This window comes from Aminobacter aminovorans, assembly GCF_900445235.1.
GTDB classification, from domain to species: domain Bacteria; phylum Pseudomonadota; class Alphaproteobacteria; order Rhizobiales; family Rhizobiaceae; genus Aminobacter; species Aminobacter aminovorans.
Window position 1 is genome coordinate 4,950,670 of the sequence record NZ_UFSM01000001.1, and the last position, 20,826, is coordinate 4,971,495.

Here is a 20,826-nt window from a genome sequence, read left to right on the forward strand (position 1 = left end):
TCGAAATCCTCCTGTCCTGCAACGCGCGGTTCCGCGGCACACTAGCCGCCCTCGGGTACCGGTGTCTCTGCCTCAGCGTTTACGATCCGATCACGACGCAGCTGCCATCGCTCCGCTGTCTGCGGCTTGACGAACACCGACGTCACCTCGGGAACCTCGGCCTTGAGCTTTGCTTCCAGCCGTTCGACGCAGGCTTCGATCTCCGCGGCCGAGATTTGGTCGACGAAATCGAGGCTCAGCCCGGCAACGACCTGCTCCGGCCCCAGATGCACCGTCAGCACGCCATTGGCTTTCTCGACGGCGGGATCGGCCTGGGCAATCGCCAGGATCGCAGCCTGGACGTCGGGCAGGGCCGGCTCGCCCATCAGCAAGCCCTTGCTCTCGCGCGCCAGGAACACCGCCGTCGCGCCCAGAATCAGGCTGATGCCGATCGAAGCCGCGCCATCGAGCCAGGGCTGCTCGAAATAATGCGCGGCAAAAATGCCGGCAAAGGCAATGACAAGACCAAGCAATGCCGCGCTGTCTTCGAACAGCACCGTGTAGACGCTCGGGTCCTTGCTGCGGCGCACCGCCTGGATGTAGCCGAGACTGCCCTTGCTGCTGCGGAACTCCTTGAGCGCGACCAGCCACGAACCGCCCTCGAACACCATACAGATGCCAAGCACCACATAGTTGATCAGTGGATTTTCGATCGGCTCAGGGTGAAGCATGTGGAGGACGCCTTCGTAGAAGGCGACACCGGCCCCGAGCGCGAAGACGAGCAGGGCAACGATAAAGCTCCAGAAATAAAGCTCCCGGCCATGGCCGAGCGGATGGGCGATGTCGGGTGGCCGGGCAGCGCGATGCAGTCCATAGAGCAGAAGCAGCCCGTTGCCGGTGTCGACCAGCGAATGCACGCCTTCCGACAGCATCGCCGAGCTGCCGGTGAAGGCGGCGGCCACGAACTTGGTGACGGCAATCAGCAGATTGCCGGCAATCGCTGCGAAGATCACAAGTCTGGAGCCGGAGTGTCCTGCCATCGATCCCTCACCTCGGCGACTGTAGCGGGCGCATAGGTATGCTCAAGCCCTTTTCGCTGTCCGCATCAGGCGCTCCGGTGTCTCAAGACCCCTCTTGCAAGCGCGACAACTTCGCGTTTCACTTCGCTTCTCAGCAGCGGGAGAAACGAATCATGGCCAAGGGTGCGATGAAAGCCGGGAAAGAAGCCCGGAAACCCAAGAAAGACGCCAAGAAGCCAGCACCTGCGCCGGCTTTCAAGGCGCCTCCGGTGCAAGCGACCAAGCTCAAGGACAAATAGTCCTCACGAGCCTGACACGGACCTCGCCCGGCTGTCACGGCCGGGCGCGGGTTGAACTTCTCCTCGAAAAACCTTATCTGAACGGGCGCAGGGACGGCCCTGCGCTTCCCCGAAAAAACCGGCTGGGACGACCCGCCATCCCAATGGAGCGTTCCATGGCTTGGACTTACCTGTTCTTCGCCGGCCTGTTTGAAATCGGCTGGGCTATCGGCCTGAAATATACTGACGGCTTCACCAAGCCGATGCCGACCGTCCTCACCATTGCCTCGATGATCGTCAGCCTAGGCCTGCTCGGCCTTGCGCTGAAGACGCTGCCCGTCGGCACCGCCTATGCGATCTGGACCGGCATCGGCACTGTCGGCACCGCGATGCTTGGCATCTGGCTCCTGGGCGAGCCCGCGACGGCACTGCGCCTCGCCTGTATCGGCCTGATCGTGTCTGGTATCGTCGGCCTCAAGCTGGTCGCCTGATCCGCGGCCTTGCGGCGGCCTGCCCGAAACGGGCGGGCCTCACCCTTCCCCATTTCCTGTCTTGCATGACCTGACATCGACTGACGTCGAAGCGGCATACAAGGACGCGCAAAAGCGATCCGCGCCCGAGGTTTGGCAAGTCCCCGGTCGCGAATCGCTGACGATGTGAATTTTGCGCTATCGAGCCCGGCTAGCGGGCCGATGCGTCATTCCGGCGCGTGCAGGCGAAAGTGGACCTGCGCTCAGCCGTAGTTGGCCGAAGGCGGCATCCGCTTGCCGCGGGCCTTGCGGGCAGCATAACGCGCGTCGCGCTTGGCCTTGCGTTCGGCTTCATCGGACAGAACGCGGCTGATACGGTCGGCCTCTTCGGCCTCACGTGCCTTTGCCTCTGCCTGCGCAGCCTCTTCGGCGGCGAGACGTTCGGCTTCAGCCTTGGCTTCGCGCTCGGCCTTCTCAACGGCTTCGCGAGCCAGGCGTTCCTGCCTCAGCTTTTCCTTCTCGGCTTCGCGGATGGCGCGAGCTTCGAGGATAGCCTTGCGTTCGGCCTGACGGGCCAGAACGGCCGGATCGTCAGCTGCGGGGCGTGCCTTGTACTTTTCGAGGAGAGCTTTCTTTGCGTCATTGGCAGCGTTACGCCGCTCAAAGACGTCTTTTTCTCGGTAGATTGCCAATTTGATTTCCCTGGAGTCACTTCGCGCCGCTTACATACGCGGACGAAGGCATAGTTCAAGCGCCAAAAAGGCATGTCTCCCATGAATTCGCGGTATGTTGCGGATAGGAAACGCTCTTTGACGCCAATCTCGATATGGATTGTTCACTAGATCGCGTCTGGCGACCTCGTGGAGCGAGGGCTACCTCTAGCACAAACAATAGCGATAGGACCAGACTTCATGGAACTTGGCCTCTACACTTTTGCGGACGTTAGCCCAGAGCCGGGGCCTGGTGCCATCGGAGCACACCAGCGACTGCGCAATCTCATCGAAGAAATCGAACTGGCCGACCAGGTCGGGCTCGACGTTTTCGGCCTTGGCGAGCACCATCGCCCCGATTATGCCGCCTCGGCACCCGTCATCGCACTTGCCGCCGCCGCTGAACATACCAAACGCATCCGGCTGACCAGCGCCGTGACGGTGCTGTCCTCAGACGATCCCGTGCGCGTGTTCCAGCAATTCGCCACGCTTGATCAGTTGTCCGGCGGGCGCGCAGAGATCATGGCTGGGCGCGGCTCGTTCATCGAATCGTTTCCGCTGTTCGGCTACAATCTCGAGGACTATGACGAATTGTTTGCCGAGAAACTCGATCTGCTCCTGGCATTGCGCGAGAGCGAACGCGTGACCTGGCAAGGCACGCACAGGGCGCCGATCAACGATCGCGGCGTCTACCCCCGCCCTTATCAGGACCTGCTGCCGATCTGGATCGCCATTGGCGGCACACCGCAGTCGGCGGCGCGTGCCGGCGTGCTCGGACTGCCGCTGGCGCTCGCCATCATCGGCGGCGAACCAGCACGGTTCGCGCCGCTCTTCGATCTCTACCGCGAGGCCGCACGCCGCGCCGGTCAGGACACGGCAAAGCTCGCCACCAGCATCAATGTGCATGGCTTCATCGGCGAAACCACAGAACAGGCGGCGGACGACTTCTACCTGCCGCAGGCCGAGGTGATGAACCGCATCGGCCGCGAGCGCGGCTGGGGGCCGACGTCGAGAGCGCATTTCGATCAGTCGCGCGGCCCGAACGGGGCGCTCTTCGTCGGCAATCCGGAAGCGATGGCCGAAAAGATCGTGGCCCAGCACAAGATCTTCAAGAACGACCGGTTCCTGCTGCAGATGGCGATCGGCATCATGCCACATGACAAGATCATGAAGGCGATCGAGCTGTACGGCACCAGGGTGGCGCCGCTGGTGCGCAAGGAACTGGGCGTTCCCCAGGTCGACACGGCAGGCTGAGGCATCGGCGGAGGCGCGCTTTTTTCGCTGGACCAAAACATACCTTCAACGGGAAGGTTTGTTTGCGCCGCTAACGCTTCCTATATCCGGCGGGTCCCCACCCGCCGGAGCTGCCTCATGACCACCTTGTCCGTCCTCGACCTTTCGCCGGTCACCGAAGGCAGTACTGCCGCCCAGTCGCTGAGAAATACGCTCGACCTGGCGCGTCACGCAGAGAAACTCGGTTTCCATCGCTACTGGCTGGCCGAGCACCACAACATGGCCGGCATCGCAAGTGCTGCCACCTCTGTCGTCATCGCCCATGTCGCGGCCGGCACCAGCACCATCCGTGTCGGTGCCGGCGGCATCATGTTGCCCAATCACGCACCGCTGGTCATTGCCGAGCAGTTCGGCACACTTGCCGCCCTGCACCCCGGCCGCATCGACCTCGGCATCGGCCGCGCGCCCGGCACCGACATGCTGACCGCACGCGCCCTGCGCCGCAATCTCGAAGCCGGCGTCGATAATTTCCCGCAGGATGTCGTCGAGTTGATGGGCTATTTCGAGCCGGCAACGCCCGAACAGCGCATCCGCGCCGTACCCGGCGAGGGCGAGCAGGTCGAAGTCTGGGTTCTCGGTTCCAGCCTCTACGGCGCCCAGTTGGCAGCCATGCTCGGCCTGCCCTACGCCTTCGCCTCGCACTTCGCCCCCTCAGAGCTCGACCACGCGATCGAAATCTACCGCTCGCGCTTCCAACCCTCGGAGCGGCTGGCAAAACCCTACGTCATGGCCGGCATCAACATCGTTGCCGCCGACACTGACGCAGAGGCAAAGTTGTTGTTCAGTTCGGTGCAGCAGGCTTTTGTCAATCTGCGTAGCGGCCGCCCCGGCCGCCTGCCCGCGCCGCTCGATGGTTATGAGCGCGAGCTCGACCCCGTCGCCCGCCAGATGCTGTCGCAGACGCTCGCCTGCGCCGTCGTCGGTTCACCCGAAACAGTGCAGCGCGGCGTCGAGGCGTTCATCTCGCGTACCGGTGCCGACGAACTGATGGTCACGGCCCAGGTGTTTGATCATCAGGCGCGCAAGCGCTCGTATGAAATCCTGGCGGAAGTCGGTGCCGGATTTGCGAAGGCTGCGTAGCACGCCCTGGACCCGTTTACGGTGAGAGGGTAGCGCAGCGCGCTGCGAGCGAATCTATGAAGGGGCAAGCGCTGAGCGCGGAGGTTTTTGCCCTGCCCCCTTCATCCGACCCTCTGGACCGCCTTCCTCCCGCTCGGGGAGGAAGTTACCGCATCGCCTCGACGAGGCCCTTATCGGGAAAACACGTGGCCGCACGGCCATTCTTCGCCTGCCAGTCGCCGATCGACCGGCGCGTCTTGAAGCCCGGTAGACCGTCGGCTCCGCCGACGTCGTAGCCAAGCTTTTCCAGCCCGCGCTGCATCAAGGCCACATCGGAGCGGTAGAGCCCGTCGACCTTGCCCCAGCTACCGGCAAAACGCCGGTCGCCTGACGCGATCCGGTCGGCGCCATGGCCGATGAACAGCGCGTAGACATCGCTCTCATTATATTCCTTGAGCACGTAGAAATTCGGCGTGACGATGAAGGCGGGGCCGTTCCGCCCGGCCGGCATCATCAGAAAACCTTCGGCCCGTGCCTCATTCTCAGGGAACGGCTTGCCGCCGACCCGGGTTATGCCCATCGCGGCCCAGTCCGCTATCTTCTTACCCTTGTCGGGGCCCTCCAGCGCGCAGGTAACATTCTCCGGCACCGACACCTCGAAACCCCAGTCGCGGCCCTTCAACCAGCCATAGTGGACGAGATAGTTGGCGATCGAGGCCAGGGTGTCGGGTGTCGAGTTCCAGATGTCGGCGCGGCCATCGCCGTCGAAATCCACGGCATGCTGGAGGAACGAGGTCGGCAGGAACTGCGGCTGACCAAGCGCGCCGGCCCAGGACGAGCGCATCGCCTTGCGACTGACCAGCCCGCGCTCGACCATCTCGAGGCCGGCCAGCAGTTCCTTGCGGAACATCTCCTTGCGGGTGGCCAGGAACGCCTTGGTGCCCAGCACCTCGAAGGCATCATAGGGCATCTTGGCCGCACCGAAGCCGGACTCCCGGCCCCAGATCGCCAGCACGACGCCGCCGGGCACGCCGAAACGCTTCTCGATCGAGGCGAGCGTCTTGGCGTTGGCGCCAGCACGGCTGCGTCCGCCTGCTGTGACCGCACCGAGCGTCTTCTCCGAGAAATAGTTGCCAGGCGAGCCGAACTCGGCCTGGTGCTGCTGCTTCGGCGTCTTCGGCTTTTCGCCCGGCAGCACGAGGTCGGGCAGCTTGAGATTGGGTCTTACGCCATCGAAGGCCGCTTCAAAGGTCGCCCTGGAGATGCCCTTGGCCTTGGCTTCCGGCCACAGGTCCTTGGTGAGCCAGGCCTGGAACTGATCGTCGATCTTCGCGGCGGCGGCGGGGACGGCGAATACGAAGCACGCAGCAAGCAGGATTGATTTGAGGAACAGCGCTCTAGGTTGCCCGCCTCTGTCCTGCCGGACATCTCCCCCACAAGGGCGGAGATTGCCAGCGGCTATGCCGCGGCTCTTCCGCCAGCGATGAAGACTGGCGAAGATCGGCGTAAGGGCTGATCTCCCCTCTTGTGGGGGAGATGTCCGGCGGGACAGAGGGGGGCAACGTAGAGCGCTTGTCATCCAGCCTCCCTGCAAGCCAATTACGTCAAAACACGGTCCGCGACTTGAGGGCCGCCGACAGCGTGCCTTCGTCGAGATAGTCGAGCTCGCCGCCAACCGGCACGCCATGCGCCAGTCTTGTCACCTTGATGTCGAAGCCGGAGAGCTGGTCGGTAAGATAATGCGCCGTGGTCTGGCCCTCGACGGTGGCATTGACCGCCAGGATGACCTCGCTCACCCCGCCCTCGGCGATGCGGGTCACAAGTTGCCTGATGGTCAGCTGGTCGGGGCCAATGCCGTCGAGCGGCGACAACGTGCCGCCGAGCACATGGAACTTCGCGTTCATCGCACCGGCCCGCTCCAGCGCCCAGAGATCGGACACGTCCTCAACGACGATGATGGTGGTGGGGTCGCGGCGCGGATCGGTGCAGATCATGCACGGATCCGAGGTATCGACATTGCCGCAGGTCGAGCATACCCGCACCTTGTCGACCGCTTCGCCCATGGCGGCGGCCAGCGGCGCAAGCAGCTGTTCCTTCTTCTTGATCAGGTGAAGGGCAGCACGGCGGGCCGAACGCGGCCCGAGCCCCGGCACCTTGGCCAGAAGCTGGATCAGGCGTTCGATCTCGGGACCGGCGATTCGCTTCGACATGGAAGCGATATAAGACGTGTAGGGAACGGTGAGTAGTGAATAGTGAAGCGGGAAGCCGCCTGGTTCCTCCATCCACTACCGACTATTCGCTCATTCCTGCATCGGCCGGTCCTGGCTGGCGATGAGCGCGCCGATGGCGTCGGCATCTTCCGGCATCGCCTGGAACGACATCGCGCTGGCCAGTGCCGCATCGGAGCCGGCAGAGGCAACCGTGGTCGGCTGCGCCTCGACGACACCGGGCAGCGTCGGCTGTGCGGCGGAAGCAATCATCGTTTCCGGCTCAGTCGCCGGCAGCTTGCGCCGACTGCGCTTCTCGTAGAAGGCATTGCCGCCGGCAACCGTGGTGTAGTGCATGTTCTTATAGGGGAACTTCAGCCCGGCGGTGTGGAAGAACATCACCTCGGGTTTCACCTTGGGGTGGCGCTCGCCCTTGAGCACGGATTCCGCCGCCGCTTGCACATCCGGCAAGGCCTGGGAATTCATCGGCCGCGACAGCACCCCAGGCGCGAACTGGCCCTTCTGGCCGACGACACCGCAGACGCTGTCGCCATACTCGCCCGACTTGAGCCGGTTCATGACGACGCTGCCGACAGCAACGAGGCCGTCGCGGCTCGAGCGGTTGGATTCGAAAAACATCGCGCGCGCCAGGCATTCCTTGTCCTTCGCCGTATAGGCGTAGGAACCCGAACGAACCGAACTCGTAGTGATGCCGTCAGCGAGCTTGCTGGTGGTGCACCCGGAAACGATAAACGGTGAGGCGACGACGCCGACCAAAATCGGCATCTTCCAATTCTTGGCGATCAAAAGCGCCCCTCTCGTAAGCCCGCCACGTCCCCAGATTGCAGCAAGAATGCGCCCGTTTCGGGCAAAATGATGGCCGAGCCGCCGATCGCGTCTTCTTGCCAGGCTCGCCTCTGCAACGCGCGGTCGCTATATGGTCGGTCGATGACAAGAAAAGGCGCGCTTTCGGGGCGGCCGAAATTGGTTGGAGGCGACCGTGAAAGCCGTGCTGTTCGAACAATTTGGGCAACCGCCGAAGGTCCAGAACGTCGCCGAGCCGGCGCCGGCGCCCGGCGGCGTGGTGATCAAGGTCGAAGCCACAGGACTCTGCCGCAGCGACTGGCATGGCTGGATGGGACACGATGCCGACATCACCCTGCCGCATGTGCCAGGCCACGAGCTCGCCGGCGTCATCGTCGCTGCCGGGCGGTTGGTCACACGCTGGCAGGCGGGCGACCGGGTCACGGTGCCCTTCGTTGGCGGCTGCGGCCGCTGTTTCGAATGCACGTCGGGCAATCACCAGGTCTGCGAACACCAGTTTCAGCCCGGCTTCACCGCCTGGGGTTCGTTCGCCGAATATGTGGCCGTCGACTTTGCCGACACCAATCTTGTGCGGCTGCCCGACAGCATGGATTTCATCACCGCAGCCAGCCTCGGCTGCCGTTTCGTCACCTCGTTCCGCGCTGTCGTCGATCAGGGCCGCGTCAAGCCGGGCGAATGGGTGGCGGTGCATGGTTGCGGCGGCGTCGGCCTGTCGGCGATCATGATCGCCGCCGCGTCGGGCGCCAACGCAATCGCCATCGACCTTTCGGACGAAAAGCTCGACTTTGCCAGGAAAATGGGCGCGGTGGCGACGATCAACGCCTCACGCGAGACCGACGTCGTCGGCGCTGTGCGCGAACTGACAGGCGGCGGCGCACATCTGTCGCTCGACGCGCTCGGCCATCCCGTCACCTGCTACAACTCGATCGCCAACCTCAGGCGGCGCGGACGTCACATCCAGGTCGGGCTGATGCTGGGCGACCACGCCGAGCCGAAGATCCCGATGGGCAAGGTGATCGCCCACGAACTCGAAATCCTCGGCAGCCACGGCATGCAGGCGTTCCGCTACGAAGCGATGATGCAGATGATCGAGGCAGGCAAGCTTGCCCCGCAATTGCTCATTGGCAAGCACATCAGCCTCGACGACGCGCCGGCCGCCCTGATGGCGATGGACCGGTTCGAAGGGCTGGGGATCAGCGTGGTGACGCGATTCTAGGCGCGTAGCTTGATGAGAAACGGCGCCTGAAGATCAGGCGCCGTCCCACTATTTCCTGTTCGTTTCCGGTCTTTCTCAGAACGGCAGCTTCATGCCGGGGGGGATCGGCAGGCCGGCGGTCAGCGCCTTGGTCTTTTCCTGCATCGTCGCCTCGACCTTGGCCTTGGCGTCGTTGTGCGCGGCGACGATCAAGTCCTCGAGGATCTCGCCCTCGCCTTCCTTAAGCAGCGACGGATCGATCTTCAGCGCCTTCATTTCCGACTTGCCGGACAGGGTCACGGTGACGAGGCCGCCGCCCGACTGGCCAGTGGCTTCGAGCAGGGCGACCTCTTCCTGCATGGCCTGCAGCTTGGCCTGCATTTCCTTCGCCTTGCCCATCAGGCCGAGGAGATCCTTCATCGTGTTTGTCCTTTCGTCTCAGAACGGGTCGTCATCGTCGTTGTCCACGCCGGGGTCGGGCGGCAACTCGGTGTCGGTATCGATATCGGGTGCATCCGGCGTCGTCGGCAGCCGCACGTCTATGATCTTGGCGCCGGGAAAGCGCGCAAGGATCGCCGCCACCGTCGGGTCGGCCTTGGCATCGGTCAGGGCGACCTCGCGTTTGGTAGCCTCGATCTCGGCAAGGGTTGGCCCGCCTTCTTCCTTGGACAGCGACACCATCCAATGGCGGCCAGTCCAGAGCTTGAGCTTTGCCGTCAGGTCGTTGAGGAAGGTGCGCGGCGCGTCCGATGTCAGGCTGCATTCGATATGGCCGGGTTCGATGCGCACCGGGCGAACGGCGCGGCGGATCAGCACCTTGAAGGCCATTTCGCGGTTGGCTTCGGCGAGGTTGGCAAGATCGGCGATGGTGCGCACCGGCACCGCATCGACAACCGGCTCAGGCGCGGGCGGTGGCGCGACAAAGGCGGTGGGCGCGGGCGCGCTTTCCACCAGGCGCATCGCCTGGCCGCCGCCATTGCTCACCGGCATGCGTGCCTGCGACACGGCCGAAGCGCCGGCTCCACCATTGCCACCGCCGGCAGGCATCCCGCCATTGCGGGGCGCGCCGGAAGGCTGCGACGGCGCGTCGCCGAGCGATTTCAGGGCTTCGTCGAGCGTCGGCAGGTCGGCGGCATGCGCCAACCGTATCAGCACCATTTCGGCGGCGCTCACCGGCCGGTTGGAGGACTGCACCTCGGGAATGCCCTTGAGCAGCATCTGCCAGGCGCGGGAAAGCACCCTGATGGAAAGTGACCGGGCGAACTCCACGCCCCTCTTGCGCTCATCCTCTGACAGCGACGCGTCGTCGGCCGCCGACGGCACGAAGCGCAGGCGCGTGACAAGATGGGTGAATTCAGCAAGGTCGTTCAGCACGGCGACCGGATCGGCGCCGGTATCATACTGGGCGCGCAATTCGCCAAGAGCAGCGGCGATATCGCCCTTCATGATGTTTTCAAACAGGTCGACGACCCGCGCCCGATCGGCAAGGCCGAGCATGGCGCGCACCGCGTCTGACGTCACCGTGCCGCCGCCATGGGCGATGGCCTGGTCGAGAATGGACAGCGAATCGCGCGCCGAGCCCTCGGCCGCGCGCGCAACCATGGCAAGCGCGTCGTCCTCGACCGAAATGCCTTCCTGCCGGGCGATGTTGCGGAGATGCCCGACAAGCTTTCCGGCGTCGATTCGGCGCAGGTCGAAGCGCTGGCAGCGCGACAGCACCGTGATCGGGACTTTTCGGATTTCGGTGGTGGCGAAGATGAACTTCACATGCGGAGGCGGCTCTTCAAGCGTCTTCAGCAGACCGTTGAAGGCCTGCGTCGAGAGCATGTGCACCTCGTCGATGATGTAGACCTTGTAGCGAGCTGAAACGGGCGCGTAGCGGACACGGTCGATGATGTCCCTGATGTCGTCGATGCCGGTGTGGGACGCGGCGTCCATCTCGATGACATCGACATGCCGGCCTTCCATGATCGACTGGCAATGCTCGCCCAGCACGGTGAGGTCGACCGACGGGCGGTCGACATCAGGCGTCTTGTAGTTGAGTGCGCGCGCCAGGATGCGGGCGGTGGTGGTCTTGCCGACACCGCGGACGCCGGTCAGCATCCAGGCCTGCGCGATGCGGCCTGAGGAAAAGGCATTGGTCAGCGTCTGGACCATCGGCTCCTGGCCGACGAGTGCCGTAAAATCCGCAGGGCGATATTTGCGCGCGAGTACGCGATAGGCCTTGCTGTTATCGGTTTGTCCGGCTTCGCTCATCCGCCCCGTTCGCTCGCCCGTTCGTATTGGCGCCCCTGCCTCGACCGCGCAGGGCCGATTCCGCGAAACGAGTTTCGCCCGCACGGCGTAACGCCGTCAATGACGCGGAGAAGGGCGAAGAGGCGGGAGGCTGGAACAATGACCCGTTCCGGGCTCGTTAGGGCTGCTTCCTTCCGGACCTGACCCGGTTGGCGAGTGGATCGTCCACCACCAACCTCCCAACCTCCATATCGGCAATTGCCGCTCCAATTGCAAGGCCCTTCGGCGACATGTCGGCCCGGCAGTCAGGCGCCGGCGAAATTCAACGCCCAGAGATAGGCAAGCGTTGCCGCAATGCCGAGGCCGGTGCGCAGCGCATGCAGCGTCCCCCAATGGACGATCAGCCTGCGGGAGGCGGCACCACCCTCCTCGTTCGGTATCGCCTCGATACGCTTGTTGGTCGGCATGATGCCAAGCATCGTGTAGGGCCAGTTCGCGAGCATCAGCAAGGCGCCGACCACCCAGCGCCAGTCCCCGTTCAGCCAAGCAGCGAGCAGGCCGAGCACGCCGGAGACGACCGCCAGGCTCGCCTGCATGGTGAAGCCGGCGGCGTAGCTCGGTTTCCACTGCGCAAGCAGATTTTTGTCGTCGAGGCCAAGCCGTGCGGGCTGTTCGGCGAAATTGATGTAGAATGCCGCACCGGCAAAGGCGGCCGCGAGAACCAGGGCGATCTGACCGGCAAGCATTGCGCATCTCCAATGACGTTCGACGCATAGCATATCGGTGCAACGCGCGGCGCGTCAGTGCGCCTTACGACGTTTCCCGCCCAGCCTTTTCAATGATTCGCTTGCAGCCGCGACAGCCACACTCTAGCCTTCGACAAAACAAGGGAAACGCCAATGATTTCGGGGCTCAAGGCCGGGTTTACGCTGGATTCGCGTCTCGATGCCGACAGCGAACCGCTGATGTGGCTTGGCCTCTGCGAATTGCGCGTCATGAACGACCAGCGCTGGCCCTGGCTGGTGCTGGTGCCGCAGCGCCCCGGCATCGAGGAAATTCATGACCTTACCCCCCTCGATCAAGCGATGCTGACCTTCGAGAGCAACATGGTGGCGCATGCGCTCAAGCGTGCGACCGGCTGCGCCAAGATCAACAGCGGCGCGCTCGGTAACATCGTGCGGCAGCTGCATTTCCACGTCGTCGCCCGCAGCGAGGGCGATCCCGGCTGGCCCGGCCCGGTCTGGGGCCATGGCGTGCGCGAGCCCTATCGCCGCGACGATCTCCACCGGTTTGCCGAGCGCATCAAGTCGGCGCTATAAAGCGGCTCCGACGCAGACCGAGTTTCAGATGCCTTTCAGCCTGTTCGACGCACCTCGGCGTGAAGCCAGCCATTTCCTCGGCTTCGCCGGCAACATCATCGACCGCCAGTCGGAAAAGCGCAGCGACGATTCCGCCGTGAAAGCGCTCGCCGAACCCGACGCAAGGCTGCTTCTGGTCGCGTCGGGGCGGCTGGTGCTCGATTTCAGCGACACTTCGCCCACCCCCTACTTCACGCTCGCGGCGGCCGAGGCACTCGGCGCCCAGACCGGCGAGGCGATCCTGCTCGGCCGCGCAGATGACATCGCCATGCTGGCCCTGCCGATCACTGCCGAACAGGAAGCCCTGCCGGAGCACCTGAAGGCCATCGACTTCCGCTCGATCCTGGCGCAACGCCTGACCGACGAGGCCGGGCTCGGCGCCCTGGCACAGGGCGCCGCACTGCTTGCCTGGAACGCCAGCCACCGCTTCTGCGGTCGCTGCGGCGCTGAAACCGAGATGCGCGCCGGCGGCTACAAGCGGCGCTGCACCAGATGCGGTACAGAACATTTTCCCCGCACCGACCCTGTCGCCATCATGCTGACCGTGTCGGGTGACAAGTGCCTGATGGGTCGCGGCCGGCATTTCGCGCCGGGCGTCTATTCGGCGCTCGCCGGCTTCATCGAGCCGGGCGAAACGATCGAGGCGGCGGTGCGGCGCGAAACACTCGAGGAGGCCGGTATCCGGCTCGGCCGCGTCGTCTATCATTCGAGCCAGCCCTGGCCGTTCCCTTATTCGCTGATGATCGGCTGTTATGGCGAGGCGCTCAACGAAGACATCGCGACCGATACCGACGAGCTCGAGGACTGCCGCTGGTTTCCCCGTGCGGAGGTTCTGCAGATGCTCGCCGGCACCCATCCCGACGAGCTCAGGGTGCCACCAGGACACGCCATCGCCCATCAGCTCATCCGCACTTGGGCCGACGCAGAGTGACGCCTGATGCGGCGCTCGGCGCATTCCGCGCTGCCATCGTCCGGTCGTTTCCCGAGCTTGAGGGCGCAAGCTTCACTTTGCTCGCACCCGGCTGGCACAGCGACGCTGTCGACGTCGACGACAGGCTGGTGTTCAAGTTCCCGCGTCACGAGGCGGCGGAACAGGCGCTGGCGCGGGAAGCCAGACTGCTCGGGCTTGTCCGCACTGGTGTGACCATGCCGGTGCCCGACCTGAGGCTGCATGCAGGCCCACCGATGTTCTCACACCACGGCAAGCTCAGAGGCGAGCATCTGCTGACAAGGCAGTATGAAGCGCTGCCTGAGCGTGCCCGCCAGGAGTTGGCCGAGAAGTTGGGGCTTTTCTACGCTGAGATCCACCGACTGGACCGTCCGGCGCTGGAAGCTGCCGGCGCCAGGCCGATCGAGGCCTGGATCGTGCCTGAAGAAATCCTTCGCCGGATCCGACCCGTGCTGCCGGAAGGGCTGTGCGCCTATGCCGACAGAACTGTCGCTGCATGGCAGGAGCTGGCGGCCGATCCGCACGGCACCACATATGGCTTCTTCGATGGCCATGGCTGGAACATGGCGTTCGATCATGCCGCCCAACGGCTCAACGGCGTCTATGACTCTGCCGATTCGGGTTTCGGCGACCTGCAGCAAGAGTTCATCTATTCGAACTTCATCTCGCGCGACCTGACGGCCCGGATCGTCGGCGAATATGAAGTGTTGACCGGCAGGCATCTCGACCGGCAGCGCATCGAACTGCTCAGCAGCGTGCTCAGGCTATCGGAACTCGCCGGCTCCGCCGACGATCCCGAGCATCTGCCTGCGATGCTCGGGCATGTTGCCGACTGGGCGGCACGAGGAACGGTTTAGTCGCCGTTGCTCTGCGTGCCGCGGAACTCGTTGGCCTCGTAGACGCCGAGAATACGCACCTCACGGGTGAAGAAGCGCAGTTCCTCCAAAGCCAGCGCCACCAGACGATCGTCCGGGTGGCCTTCGATGTCCGAATAGAACTGGGTCGCGGTAAACTCCCCACCGAGCTGGTAGCTCTCCAGCTTGGTCATGTTGACGCCGTTGGTGGCGAAGCCGCCCATCGCCTTGTAGAGCGCGGCCGGCACGTTGCGGACGCGGAAGACGAAGGTCGTCATCATCTTGGTGTCGGGATTGCTGCGCTCGGCCCAACTCTTGCCCTTCGACAGCACGACGAAACGGGTGATGTTGTTTTCGGTGTCCTCGACATTCTCTTCCAGGATGTCGAGGCCGTAGAGCGAGGAGGCCAGCCGCGGCGCGAGTGCCGCCATCGTGCGGTCCTTGACCTCGGAAACGAGTTTTGCGGCACCTGCGGTGTCGCCGGCGACGACCGGCTTCCAGCTGTTCTTGCGGATGTATTTGCGGCACTGGCCGAGCGCGTGGATGTGGCTGTGTACCGTCTTGATTTCCGAGCGCTTGACACCCGGCAGCACCATCAGCTGGAAATGGATCGGCAGGAAATACTCGCCGACGATGTGCAGCTTGGACTCAGGCAGCAGGTGATGGATGTCGGCGACACGACCGGCAATGGTGTTTTCGATCGGAATCATCGCCAGATCGGCCTTGCCCGTCTCGACCGCGTTGAAGGCGTCCTCAAAGGTCGGACACGGCATCGGCTCCATGTCTGGATAGACGTTGCGGCAAGCGGTGTCGGAATTGGCACCCTGCTCGCCCTGGAAGGCAATCTTGTTGGTCGTGGTCGGCATGACTGGCCTGTCTTTGCTCATTTCGAGAGAAGTTCGCTTACTTCGTCAGAAGTTCGCGGGCGCGTTCGAGATGTTCCGGGGTATCGACGCCCAGCGGCACCGTGTCGACGATCTCGACGTCGATGCGCATGCCGGCTTCCAGCGCCCGCAACTGCTCGAGACGCTCGCGCTTTTCCAGCGGCGACGGGCCGAGCCCGACGAAGCGCTCAAGCGCTGCACGGCGGTAAACATAAAGCCCGACATGGTGATAGAGCGGACCTTCGCCCCAGGGTGCGGTCGCGCGGGTAAAATAGAGTGCCCTCATTCGGCCGGCCGACAGCGGCGAGCCGATGATCTTGGGAACGTTGGGGTCGACCTTTTCCTCGTGGCGGGTGATTTCGACGCCGAGCGTCGAAATGTCGACTGCCTTGTCCTCCAGCGGCCGCAGCGCGGCCTGGACGATCGCCGGATCGATCGTCGGCAAGTCGCCCTGGACGTTGACTATGGTGTCGACCTCGCCTTTGGGATCGAGCGTCGTCAGCGCCTCGAAGATACGATCCGAACCTGACTCGTGGTCGGCGCGGGTCATCACCGCCTCGAAGCCGTGCGCCCTCACCGTTTCCGCAACGATGTCGGTGTCGGTCGCCACGACAACGCGGCCAAGCCCGCATTCCGAAGCGCGGCTAGCTACATGGACGATCATCGGGCGGCCGGCGATGTCGGCAAGCGGCTTGCCCGGCAAGCGCGTCGAAGCCATGCGGGCGGGGATCAGGACAAGGGTGGACATGGCTTGCGCGACTGTTTCTAAATGGTGTTGGAAAGTGTCAAAAGGTCTCACTGGAAGGGCCCTTATAGGTGTTGCAACCGGCAAGCAAAAGACCTAGTTTCCGCGCGATTTGACCCGGCCAGCCGGGCGATAGACGATACCGACGAACGGCAGCGGTCGCAGAGGACAGCGATCGGCCGGATAAGGGAGCCAGGGGCGTATGGACTCATTCGAAATGAACAAGGTGCTTGGCGGCCTGCTGGGTACTGCCTTTGTGGTGTTCTCCATCTCGCTGGTGTCGGATGCGATCTTCGCAGCGCCGGTTCCCGAGAAGCCCGGCTTTGCCATCGAAGCCGCTGAAGAAGGCGGCGCAGGTGCCGGCGGCGGCGAGGCTGCACCGGCTGCCGTACCGATCGCCCAGCTGCTGGCCAGCGCCAACGCCGAAGCAGGCGCTGCGGTCTTCAAGAAGTGCACCGCCTGCCACTCGATCGAGAAGGGCGGCCCCAACAAGGTCGGTCCGGATCTGTGGGGCGTGGTCAACCGTCCGATCGCCTCGCATGGAGGCTTCGGCTATTCGGGCCCGATGAAGGAATTCTCGGAAGGCGGCAAGGTCGTCTGGGATTTCGAGCACCTCAACCACTTCCTGACGTCGCCCAAGGGCTACATCAAGGGCACCGCGATGGGCTTCGCAGGCATCAAGAAGGATGACGAGCGCGCCAACCTGATCGCCTACCTGAATTCGCAGTCGGACAGCCCTGCACCTCTGCCTGCGGCCGATGCAGCTCCGGCAGCAACACCTGCCGCCGCTCCGGCTGAAGGCGCGGCCCCTGCAGCTCCCGCAGAGGGTGCCGCTCCGGCCACCGCTCACTAAGCGATTTGTAATCTTCGCATCTTGAAAAAGCCGGGTTTTGCCCGGCTTTTTTGTTGCTCGACGCAAACATAGGGCGACAATCGTCTAACGTGCGGTTTCCATGCGCCGCGAATGAATTAGAGTGTCACGAAGTACCGGGCGAAGGGGAGTGTCGATGAGGGTTGGGTTGACCAGGTTTGTTGCAATTGCGGGTCTCGCCGTGGCGGTTCTGTCCGGCGCCATGGCTCCCGCCACTGCCCAGGAATGGCAAACCAGTTCTTCCCTGAACGGCACCTCCAAATACGGTCAGGACTTCAAGCAGTACGATTTCGTCAACCCGAACGCGCCCAAGGGCGGCACGCTGAACTCGACGACGCCAGGGACCTTCGACAGCTTCAATCCCTACATCGTCAAAGGTCTGCCCGCGGCCGGCTTTGCCGGCTTCGGTGGCGGACTGCTCTATGAAACGCTGATGGAGCAGTCGATAGACGAGCCCAGCACCAGCCATCCGATGGTTGCCGACGCCTACAAGTTTCCGACTGACTATTCCTCCGCGACCTATCGGCTTGACCCACGCGCCAAATGGCATGACGGCCAGCCGATCACGACCGATGATGTCATCTGGTCTTTCAATGTCCTGAAGGCCAACAGCCCGCAATATGGCCAGTACTACGTCAACGTGACCGAGGCGGTGGCGACGGGCGAACGCGAGGTGACCTTCCGCTTCAATCAGAAGGGTAACCGGGAACTGCCCAAAATCATGGGCGACCTGGTGGTCCTGCCGAAGCACTGGTGGGAAGGGACCGACGCTGCGGGCAAGAAGCGCGACATCACCCGGCCGACGCTTGAGATTCCGATGGGCTCGGGCGCCTATAAGGTCGAGAGCTTCAAACCGGGCACCGAGATCATCTGGACGCGCGTCCCTGACTATTGGGGCGCGAATGTCGGGGTCAATGTCGGACGCAATAATTTCGACAAGCGCCGCTACGCCTACTTCCTCGACGACAACGCCGAATGGGAAGCCTTCAAGAAGGGCGGCCTGGAGGACATCAAGCCGGAGAACAGTTCGCGGCGCTGGTCGACGCAGTATAATTTCCCCGCCCTCCAGGCAGGCGACGTCATCAAGAAGGAATTCAAGACGACATCGGGCGAGCCATTCCAAGGCTATGCGCTCAACCTGCGCCGCCCGCAATTTCAGGATCGCCGTGTCCGGCAGGCGCTGACGCTGGCCTACAATTTCGAATACATGAACCGCACGCTGTTCTTCGGGCTCAACACCCGCACCAGCAGCTATTTCCAGGGCCAGGATCTGGCCTCGAGCGGCTTGCCCACCGGCAAGGAACTGGAGCTGTTGACGCAGTACAAGGACAAGCTGCCGCCGGAGCTCTTCACCGAGGAGTTCAAGCTGCCGGTCTACGACACGCCCCAGGCTGAGCGGCAGTATCTCCGGCAGGCAATCGGCCTGTTCGCAGAAGCCGGCTGGCGCGCCAAGGGCGGCAAGCTGATGAACGACAAGGGCGAGCAGTTCAAGATCGAGTTCCTCGGCAAGGATGCCACCGACGAGGTCATCGCGAGCCCCTTCATCGACAGCTTGCGCCGGCTGGGCATCGACGCGACGCTGCGCATGGTCGACACCAGCCAGTTCGTCAACCGGATCGACAACTACGATTTCGACGTGACGACGACGACCCTCAACCAGTCGTCCTCGCCAGGCAATGAGCAGCGCGACTTCTGGGGGTCGAAGGCCGCCGCCAAGCCCGGCTCGCGCAATGTCATGGGCATCAGCGACCCGGTGGTCGATGCGCTGGCCGAGCGCGTGATCTTCGCCACCGACCGCGACGACCTCCTGGCAGCCACCCATGCACTCGATCGCGTCCTTTTGTGGAATTACTACGTCGTGCCGCAATACCACCGGTCGGTGCTGTGGCTGGCCTACTGGAACAAGTTCGGCATCCCCGAAAAGCAGCCGGGCTTCATCGGCGCCGACATCAATTCCTGGTGGATCGACAAGGACAAGGAAGCGGCGCTGGCCGCCAAGTACAAGGGCGTCAATTGAGCTCGCGCCTCCCCCGCAGAGACTTCCTGGCGCTCGGCGCGGCGGCTGCGGCCGCGCCATTCATCCCGGGGCGCGCCTTCGCGGCGAGCCCGACCGGCACCGGCCTGCATGGACTGTCCGCCTTTGGCGACCTGAAATATGGCCCTGACTTCACCCATTTCGACTTCGTCAACGTCGACGCGCCAAAAGGCGGCACCTTCAATTTCTCGCCGAACTACTGGTACTTCAACCAGAGCCCGTTGACCTTCAACACGCTCAACACCTTCGTCGCCCGCGGCGATGCGCCGCCGCGCATGGAGCTGTGCTATGATTCCTTGATGGTGCGGGCGATCGACGAGCCCGATGCGATCTACGGCCTTTTGGCCAAGTCGGTGACGATTTCCGATGACCGCAACAGCTTCGATTTCGCACTGCGCCCAGAGGCGCGCTTCAACGACGGCACGCCGTTTACCGCGGACGACGCCGTCTTCGCCTTCGACCTGTTCAAGAAAGACGGACATCCCAACCTGCTTCTGCCGCTCAGCCACCTCAAGGAGGCGAAAGCCCTCGACCCGCATACGCTGCGGCTGACCTTCAACGGCAAGCAGTCCGACCGGACCTTCCTCGACATCGCGACCTACGCCATTCCGGCCAAGGCCTTCTTCGAGGCCCATCCCTTCGATGCTTCGGAGCTCAAGGCGCCGCTTGGCTCAGGCCCCTACAAGGTCGGTCGCGTCTTCCCCGGCCAGGCCATCGAATATGAGCGCGTCGCCGAGTATTGGGGCCGCGACCTGCCGGTCAACCGCGGGCTCTACAATTTCGACCGCATCCGCATCGAGTTCTACCAGGACAGGCAGGCGGCGTTCGAAGCCTTCAAGAAGGGCGACATCCGCTTCCGCCAGGAGGCCACGGCGCGCATCTGGGCCACGGGCTACGATTTCCCAACCTTCACCGCGGGCAAAGTGATCAAGCGCGAATTTCCCAGCGAGAAGCGACCGTCGATGCAGGCGCTGGCGCTTAACCAGCGGCGGGCGCGCTTCCGCGACCCGCGCGTGCGCCAGGCCGTTGCCCTTTGCTTCGATTTCGAGTGGACCAAACGCAACCTGTTCTACGGCTCCTACGAGCGTTCGCAGTCGACGTTCGAGAAGTCGGCCTACAAGGCGGAGGGCTTGCCCTCGCCCGCCGAACTGGTGCTGCTTGAGCCGTTCCGCGGACGCATCCCCGACGAGACATTCGGCGCAGCCGTGCTGCAGCCGCCTTCGGACGGATCGGGCCGCGACCGCAAGCTGCTCGGACGGGCCTCGAAACTGCTCGCTGACGCCGGCTGGGCTCGCAAGGACGGCAAGCTGCGCAACAAAAAGGGAGAAGCCCTGACCCTCGAAATGCTGGTCGACGACGACAGTTTTGTCCGCGTCTACTCGCCCTGGGTCGAGAACATGAGGGCGATCGGCATCGACGCCTCGGTGCGAATGGTCGATTCGACCCAGTACCAGGCTCGGCAGACGAGCTTCGACTACGATGCCATTTCGGCGGCGGCCGGATTTTCGGCAACGCCCAGCCGTGACGAGATCGACGGGCTGTTCCATTCGCGCTCAGCCACCATGCAGGGCTCGACCAACCTGCCCGGCACCGCCGATCCTGCCGTCGACGCGCTAATCGACGCCGTGGGTGCGGCCAAGGATCGCGAATCGCTGACGGTTGCGATGCGCGCGCTCGACCGGCTCTTGCGCGCCCGGCAAGACTGGATTCCAAATTGGTTTTCGGCGAATCACCGCGCCGCCTTCTGGGACATGTTCGGCTACAAGGAGCCGAAGCCGGACTTCGGCTTTCCCGTCGAGGCGATGTGGTGGTTCGACAAGGACAAGGCTGCACGTATTGGCAAGACCTGAGATTTCTAGG

At 63.7% G+C, this 20,826-nt stretch carries 21 protein-coding genes and 1 other RNA gene; 11 read left to right on the forward strand and 11 right to left on the reverse strand.

Going from position 1 to position 20,826, the window contains the following annotated elements; genetic code table 11:
* Positions 1-41: 41 nt before the first annotated feature.
* Positions 42-1,019 carry a cation diffusion facilitator family transporter gene (locus DY201_RS24430; RefSeq protein WP_115733457.1) on the reverse strand — a complete coding sequence of 326 codons (978 nt, stop codon included), beginning with the start codon at positions 1,017-1,019 and terminating at the stop codon, positions 42-44.
* 38 nt (positions 1,020-1,057) lie between these two features.
* On the opposite strand from DY201_RS24430, the gene DY201_RS29180 reads away from it, so the two are divergent.
* Together DY201_RS29180 and sugE are read left to right on the forward strand one after the other, a co-directional pair.
* A complete protein-coding gene (locus tag DY201_RS29180) occupies positions 1,058-1,297 on the forward strand; it encodes a hypothetical protein (protein WP_165916066.1) in 240 nt (79 codons plus the stop codon).
* 155 nt (positions 1,298-1,452) lie between these two features.
* Entirely contained in the window at positions 1,453-1,767 is a 315-nt protein-coding gene (sugE, locus tag DY201_RS24440) for a quaternary ammonium compound efflux SMR transporter SugE (protein ID WP_115733979.1), read from the forward strand.
* Between the two features lie 242 nt (positions 1,768-2,009).
* Here sugE and DY201_RS24445 read toward each other — a convergent pair whose 3' ends face one another.
* On the reverse strand, positions 2,010-2,438 hold the full coding sequence (locus DY201_RS24445) for a DUF6481 family protein (protein ID WP_115733458.1): 429 nt from the start codon (positions 2,436-2,438) through the stop codon (positions 2,010-2,012).
* Between the two features lie 219 nt (positions 2,439-2,657).
* Here DY201_RS24445 and DY201_RS24450 point away from each other — a divergent pair, with 219 nt between their 5' ends.
* Positions 2,658-3,710 (forward strand): LLM class flavin-dependent oxidoreductase, encoded by a 1,053-nt coding sequence (locus DY201_RS24450; RefSeq protein ID WP_115733459.1) that lies wholly within the window; start codon positions 2,658-2,660, stop codon positions 3,708-3,710.
* Between the two features lie 117 nt (positions 3,711-3,827).
* On the forward strand, positions 3,828-4,829 hold the full coding sequence (locus tag DY201_RS24455; RefSeq protein ID WP_115733460.1) for an LLM class flavin-dependent oxidoreductase: 1,002 nt from the start codon (positions 3,828-3,830) through the stop codon (positions 4,827-4,829).
* Positions 4,830-4,974: 145 nt separating this feature from the next.
* On the opposite strand, the gene DY201_RS24460 is transcribed toward DY201_RS24455, so the two are convergent.
* The 3 genes from DY201_RS24460 to DY201_RS24470 form a co-directional block, all read right to left on the reverse strand.
* Positions 4,975-6,387 (reverse strand): lytic murein transglycosylase, encoded by a 1,413-nt coding sequence (locus DY201_RS24460; RefSeq protein WP_245432089.1) that lies wholly within the window; start codon positions 6,385-6,387, stop codon positions 4,975-4,977.
* A gap of 25 nt (positions 6,388-6,412) precedes the next feature.
* Complete coding sequence (gene recR, locus DY201_RS24465) at positions 6,413-7,018, reverse strand: recombination mediator RecR (RefSeq protein ID WP_115733981.1); 606 nt, start codon at positions 7,016-7,018, stop codon at positions 6,413-6,415.
* A 90-nt stretch (positions 7,019-7,108) separates the two neighbouring features.
* Positions 7,109-7,801 carry a cell wall hydrolase gene (locus DY201_RS24470; protein WP_115733982.1) on the reverse strand — a complete coding sequence of 231 codons (693 nt, stop codon included), beginning with the start codon at positions 7,799-7,801 and terminating at the stop codon, positions 7,109-7,111.
* A 214-nt stretch (positions 7,802-8,015) separates the two neighbouring features.
* Here DY201_RS24470 and DY201_RS24475 point away from each other — a divergent pair, with 214 nt between their 5' ends.
* Positions 8,016-9,056, forward strand: a complete 1,041-nt coding sequence (locus DY201_RS24475) for a zinc-dependent alcohol dehydrogenase family protein (protein WP_115733983.1) — start codon at positions 8,016-8,018, stop codon at positions 9,054-9,056.
* A 75-nt stretch (positions 9,057-9,131) separates the two neighbouring features.
* On the opposite strand, the gene DY201_RS24480 is transcribed toward DY201_RS24475, so the two are convergent.
* The 4 genes from DY201_RS24480 to DY201_RS24495 all read right to left on the reverse strand — a co-directional run bounded on the left by DY201_RS24480 (position 9,132) and on the right by DY201_RS24495 (position 12,016).
* Positions 9,132-9,455, reverse strand: a complete 324-nt coding sequence (locus DY201_RS24480; protein WP_115733461.1) for a YbaB/EbfC family nucleoid-associated protein — start codon at positions 9,453-9,455, stop codon at positions 9,132-9,134.
* An 18-nt stretch (positions 9,456-9,473) separates the two neighbouring features.
* Entirely contained in the window at positions 9,474-11,291 is a 1,818-nt protein-coding gene (locus DY201_RS24485) for a DNA polymerase III subunit gamma/tau (RefSeq protein ID WP_115733462.1), read from the reverse strand.
* Positions 11,292-11,413: 122 nt separating this feature from the next.
* Positions 11,414-11,510, reverse strand: an RNA gene (gene ffs / locus DY201_RS24490) — signal recognition particle sRNA small type.
* A 65-nt stretch (positions 11,511-11,575) separates the two neighbouring features.
* The gene (locus DY201_RS24495; RefSeq protein ID WP_115733463.1) at positions 11,576-12,016 is read right to left on the reverse strand and encodes an anthrone oxygenase family protein; all 441 of its coding nucleotides are present in this window, start codon (positions 12,014-12,016) and stop codon (positions 11,576-11,578) included.
* 153 nt (positions 12,017-12,169) lie between these two features.
* On the opposite strand from DY201_RS24495, the gene DY201_RS24500 reads away from it, so the two are divergent.
* Genes DY201_RS24500 through DY201_RS24510 form a run of 3 tightly spaced genes read left to right on the forward strand, consistent with a single transcriptional unit; the run spans position 12,170 to position 14,434 of the window.
* The gene (locus DY201_RS24500) at positions 12,170-12,589 is read left to right on the forward strand and encodes an HIT domain-containing protein (RefSeq protein ID WP_115733464.1); all 420 of its coding nucleotides are present in this window, start codon (positions 12,170-12,172) and stop codon (positions 12,587-12,589) included.
* Positions 12,590-12,617: 28 nt separating this feature from the next.
* Positions 12,618-13,559, forward strand: a complete 942-nt coding sequence (nudC, locus tag DY201_RS24505; protein WP_115733465.1) for an NAD(+) diphosphatase — start codon at positions 12,618-12,620, stop codon at positions 13,557-13,559.
* Positions 13,556-14,434 (forward strand): phosphotransferase family protein, encoded by an 879-nt coding sequence (locus tag DY201_RS24510; RefSeq protein WP_115733466.1) that lies wholly within the window; start codon positions 13,556-13,558, stop codon positions 14,432-14,434. Before nudC ends, DY201_RS24510 begins: the two co-directional genes overlap by 4 nt.
* Here DY201_RS24510 and DY201_RS24515 read toward each other — a convergent pair.
* Together DY201_RS24515 and DY201_RS24520 are read right to left on the reverse strand one after the other, a co-directional pair.
* Positions 14,431-15,297 (reverse strand): prephenate dehydratase, encoded by an 867-nt coding sequence (locus DY201_RS24515; RefSeq protein WP_115733467.1) that lies wholly within the window; start codon positions 15,295-15,297, stop codon positions 14,431-14,433. The genes DY201_RS24510 and DY201_RS24515 overlap by 4 nt on opposite strands.
* A 37-nt stretch (positions 15,298-15,334) precedes the next feature.
* Entirely contained in the window at positions 15,335-16,063 is a 729-nt protein-coding gene (locus DY201_RS24520) for a 3-deoxy-manno-octulosonate cytidylyltransferase (RefSeq protein ID WP_115733468.1), read from the reverse strand.
* A gap of 199 nt (positions 16,064-16,262) precedes the next feature.
* Between DY201_RS24520 and DY201_RS24525 the strand changes: the two genes are divergently transcribed.
* The 3 genes from DY201_RS24525 to DY201_RS24535 all read left to right on the forward strand — a co-directional run bounded on the left by DY201_RS24525 (position 16,263) and on the right by DY201_RS24535 (position 20,816).
* The gene (locus DY201_RS24525) at positions 16,263-16,913 is read left to right on the forward strand and encodes a c-type cytochrome (protein WP_115733469.1); all 651 of its coding nucleotides are present in this window, start codon (positions 16,263-16,265) and stop codon (positions 16,911-16,913) included.
* Between the two features lie 154 nt (positions 16,914-17,067).
* The gene (locus tag DY201_RS24530) at positions 17,068-18,948 is read left to right on the forward strand and encodes an extracellular solute-binding protein (protein WP_115733984.1); all 1,881 of its coding nucleotides are present in this window, start codon (positions 17,068-17,070) and stop codon (positions 18,946-18,948) included.
* Positions 18,945-20,816 carry an extracellular solute-binding protein gene (locus DY201_RS24535; protein ID WP_115733470.1) on the forward strand — a complete coding sequence of 624 codons (1,872 nt, stop codon included), beginning with the start codon at positions 18,945-18,947 and terminating at the stop codon, positions 20,814-20,816. The genes DY201_RS24530 and DY201_RS24535 overlap by 4 nt, the downstream gene beginning before the upstream one ends.
* Positions 20,817-20,826 lie beyond the last annotated feature (10 nt).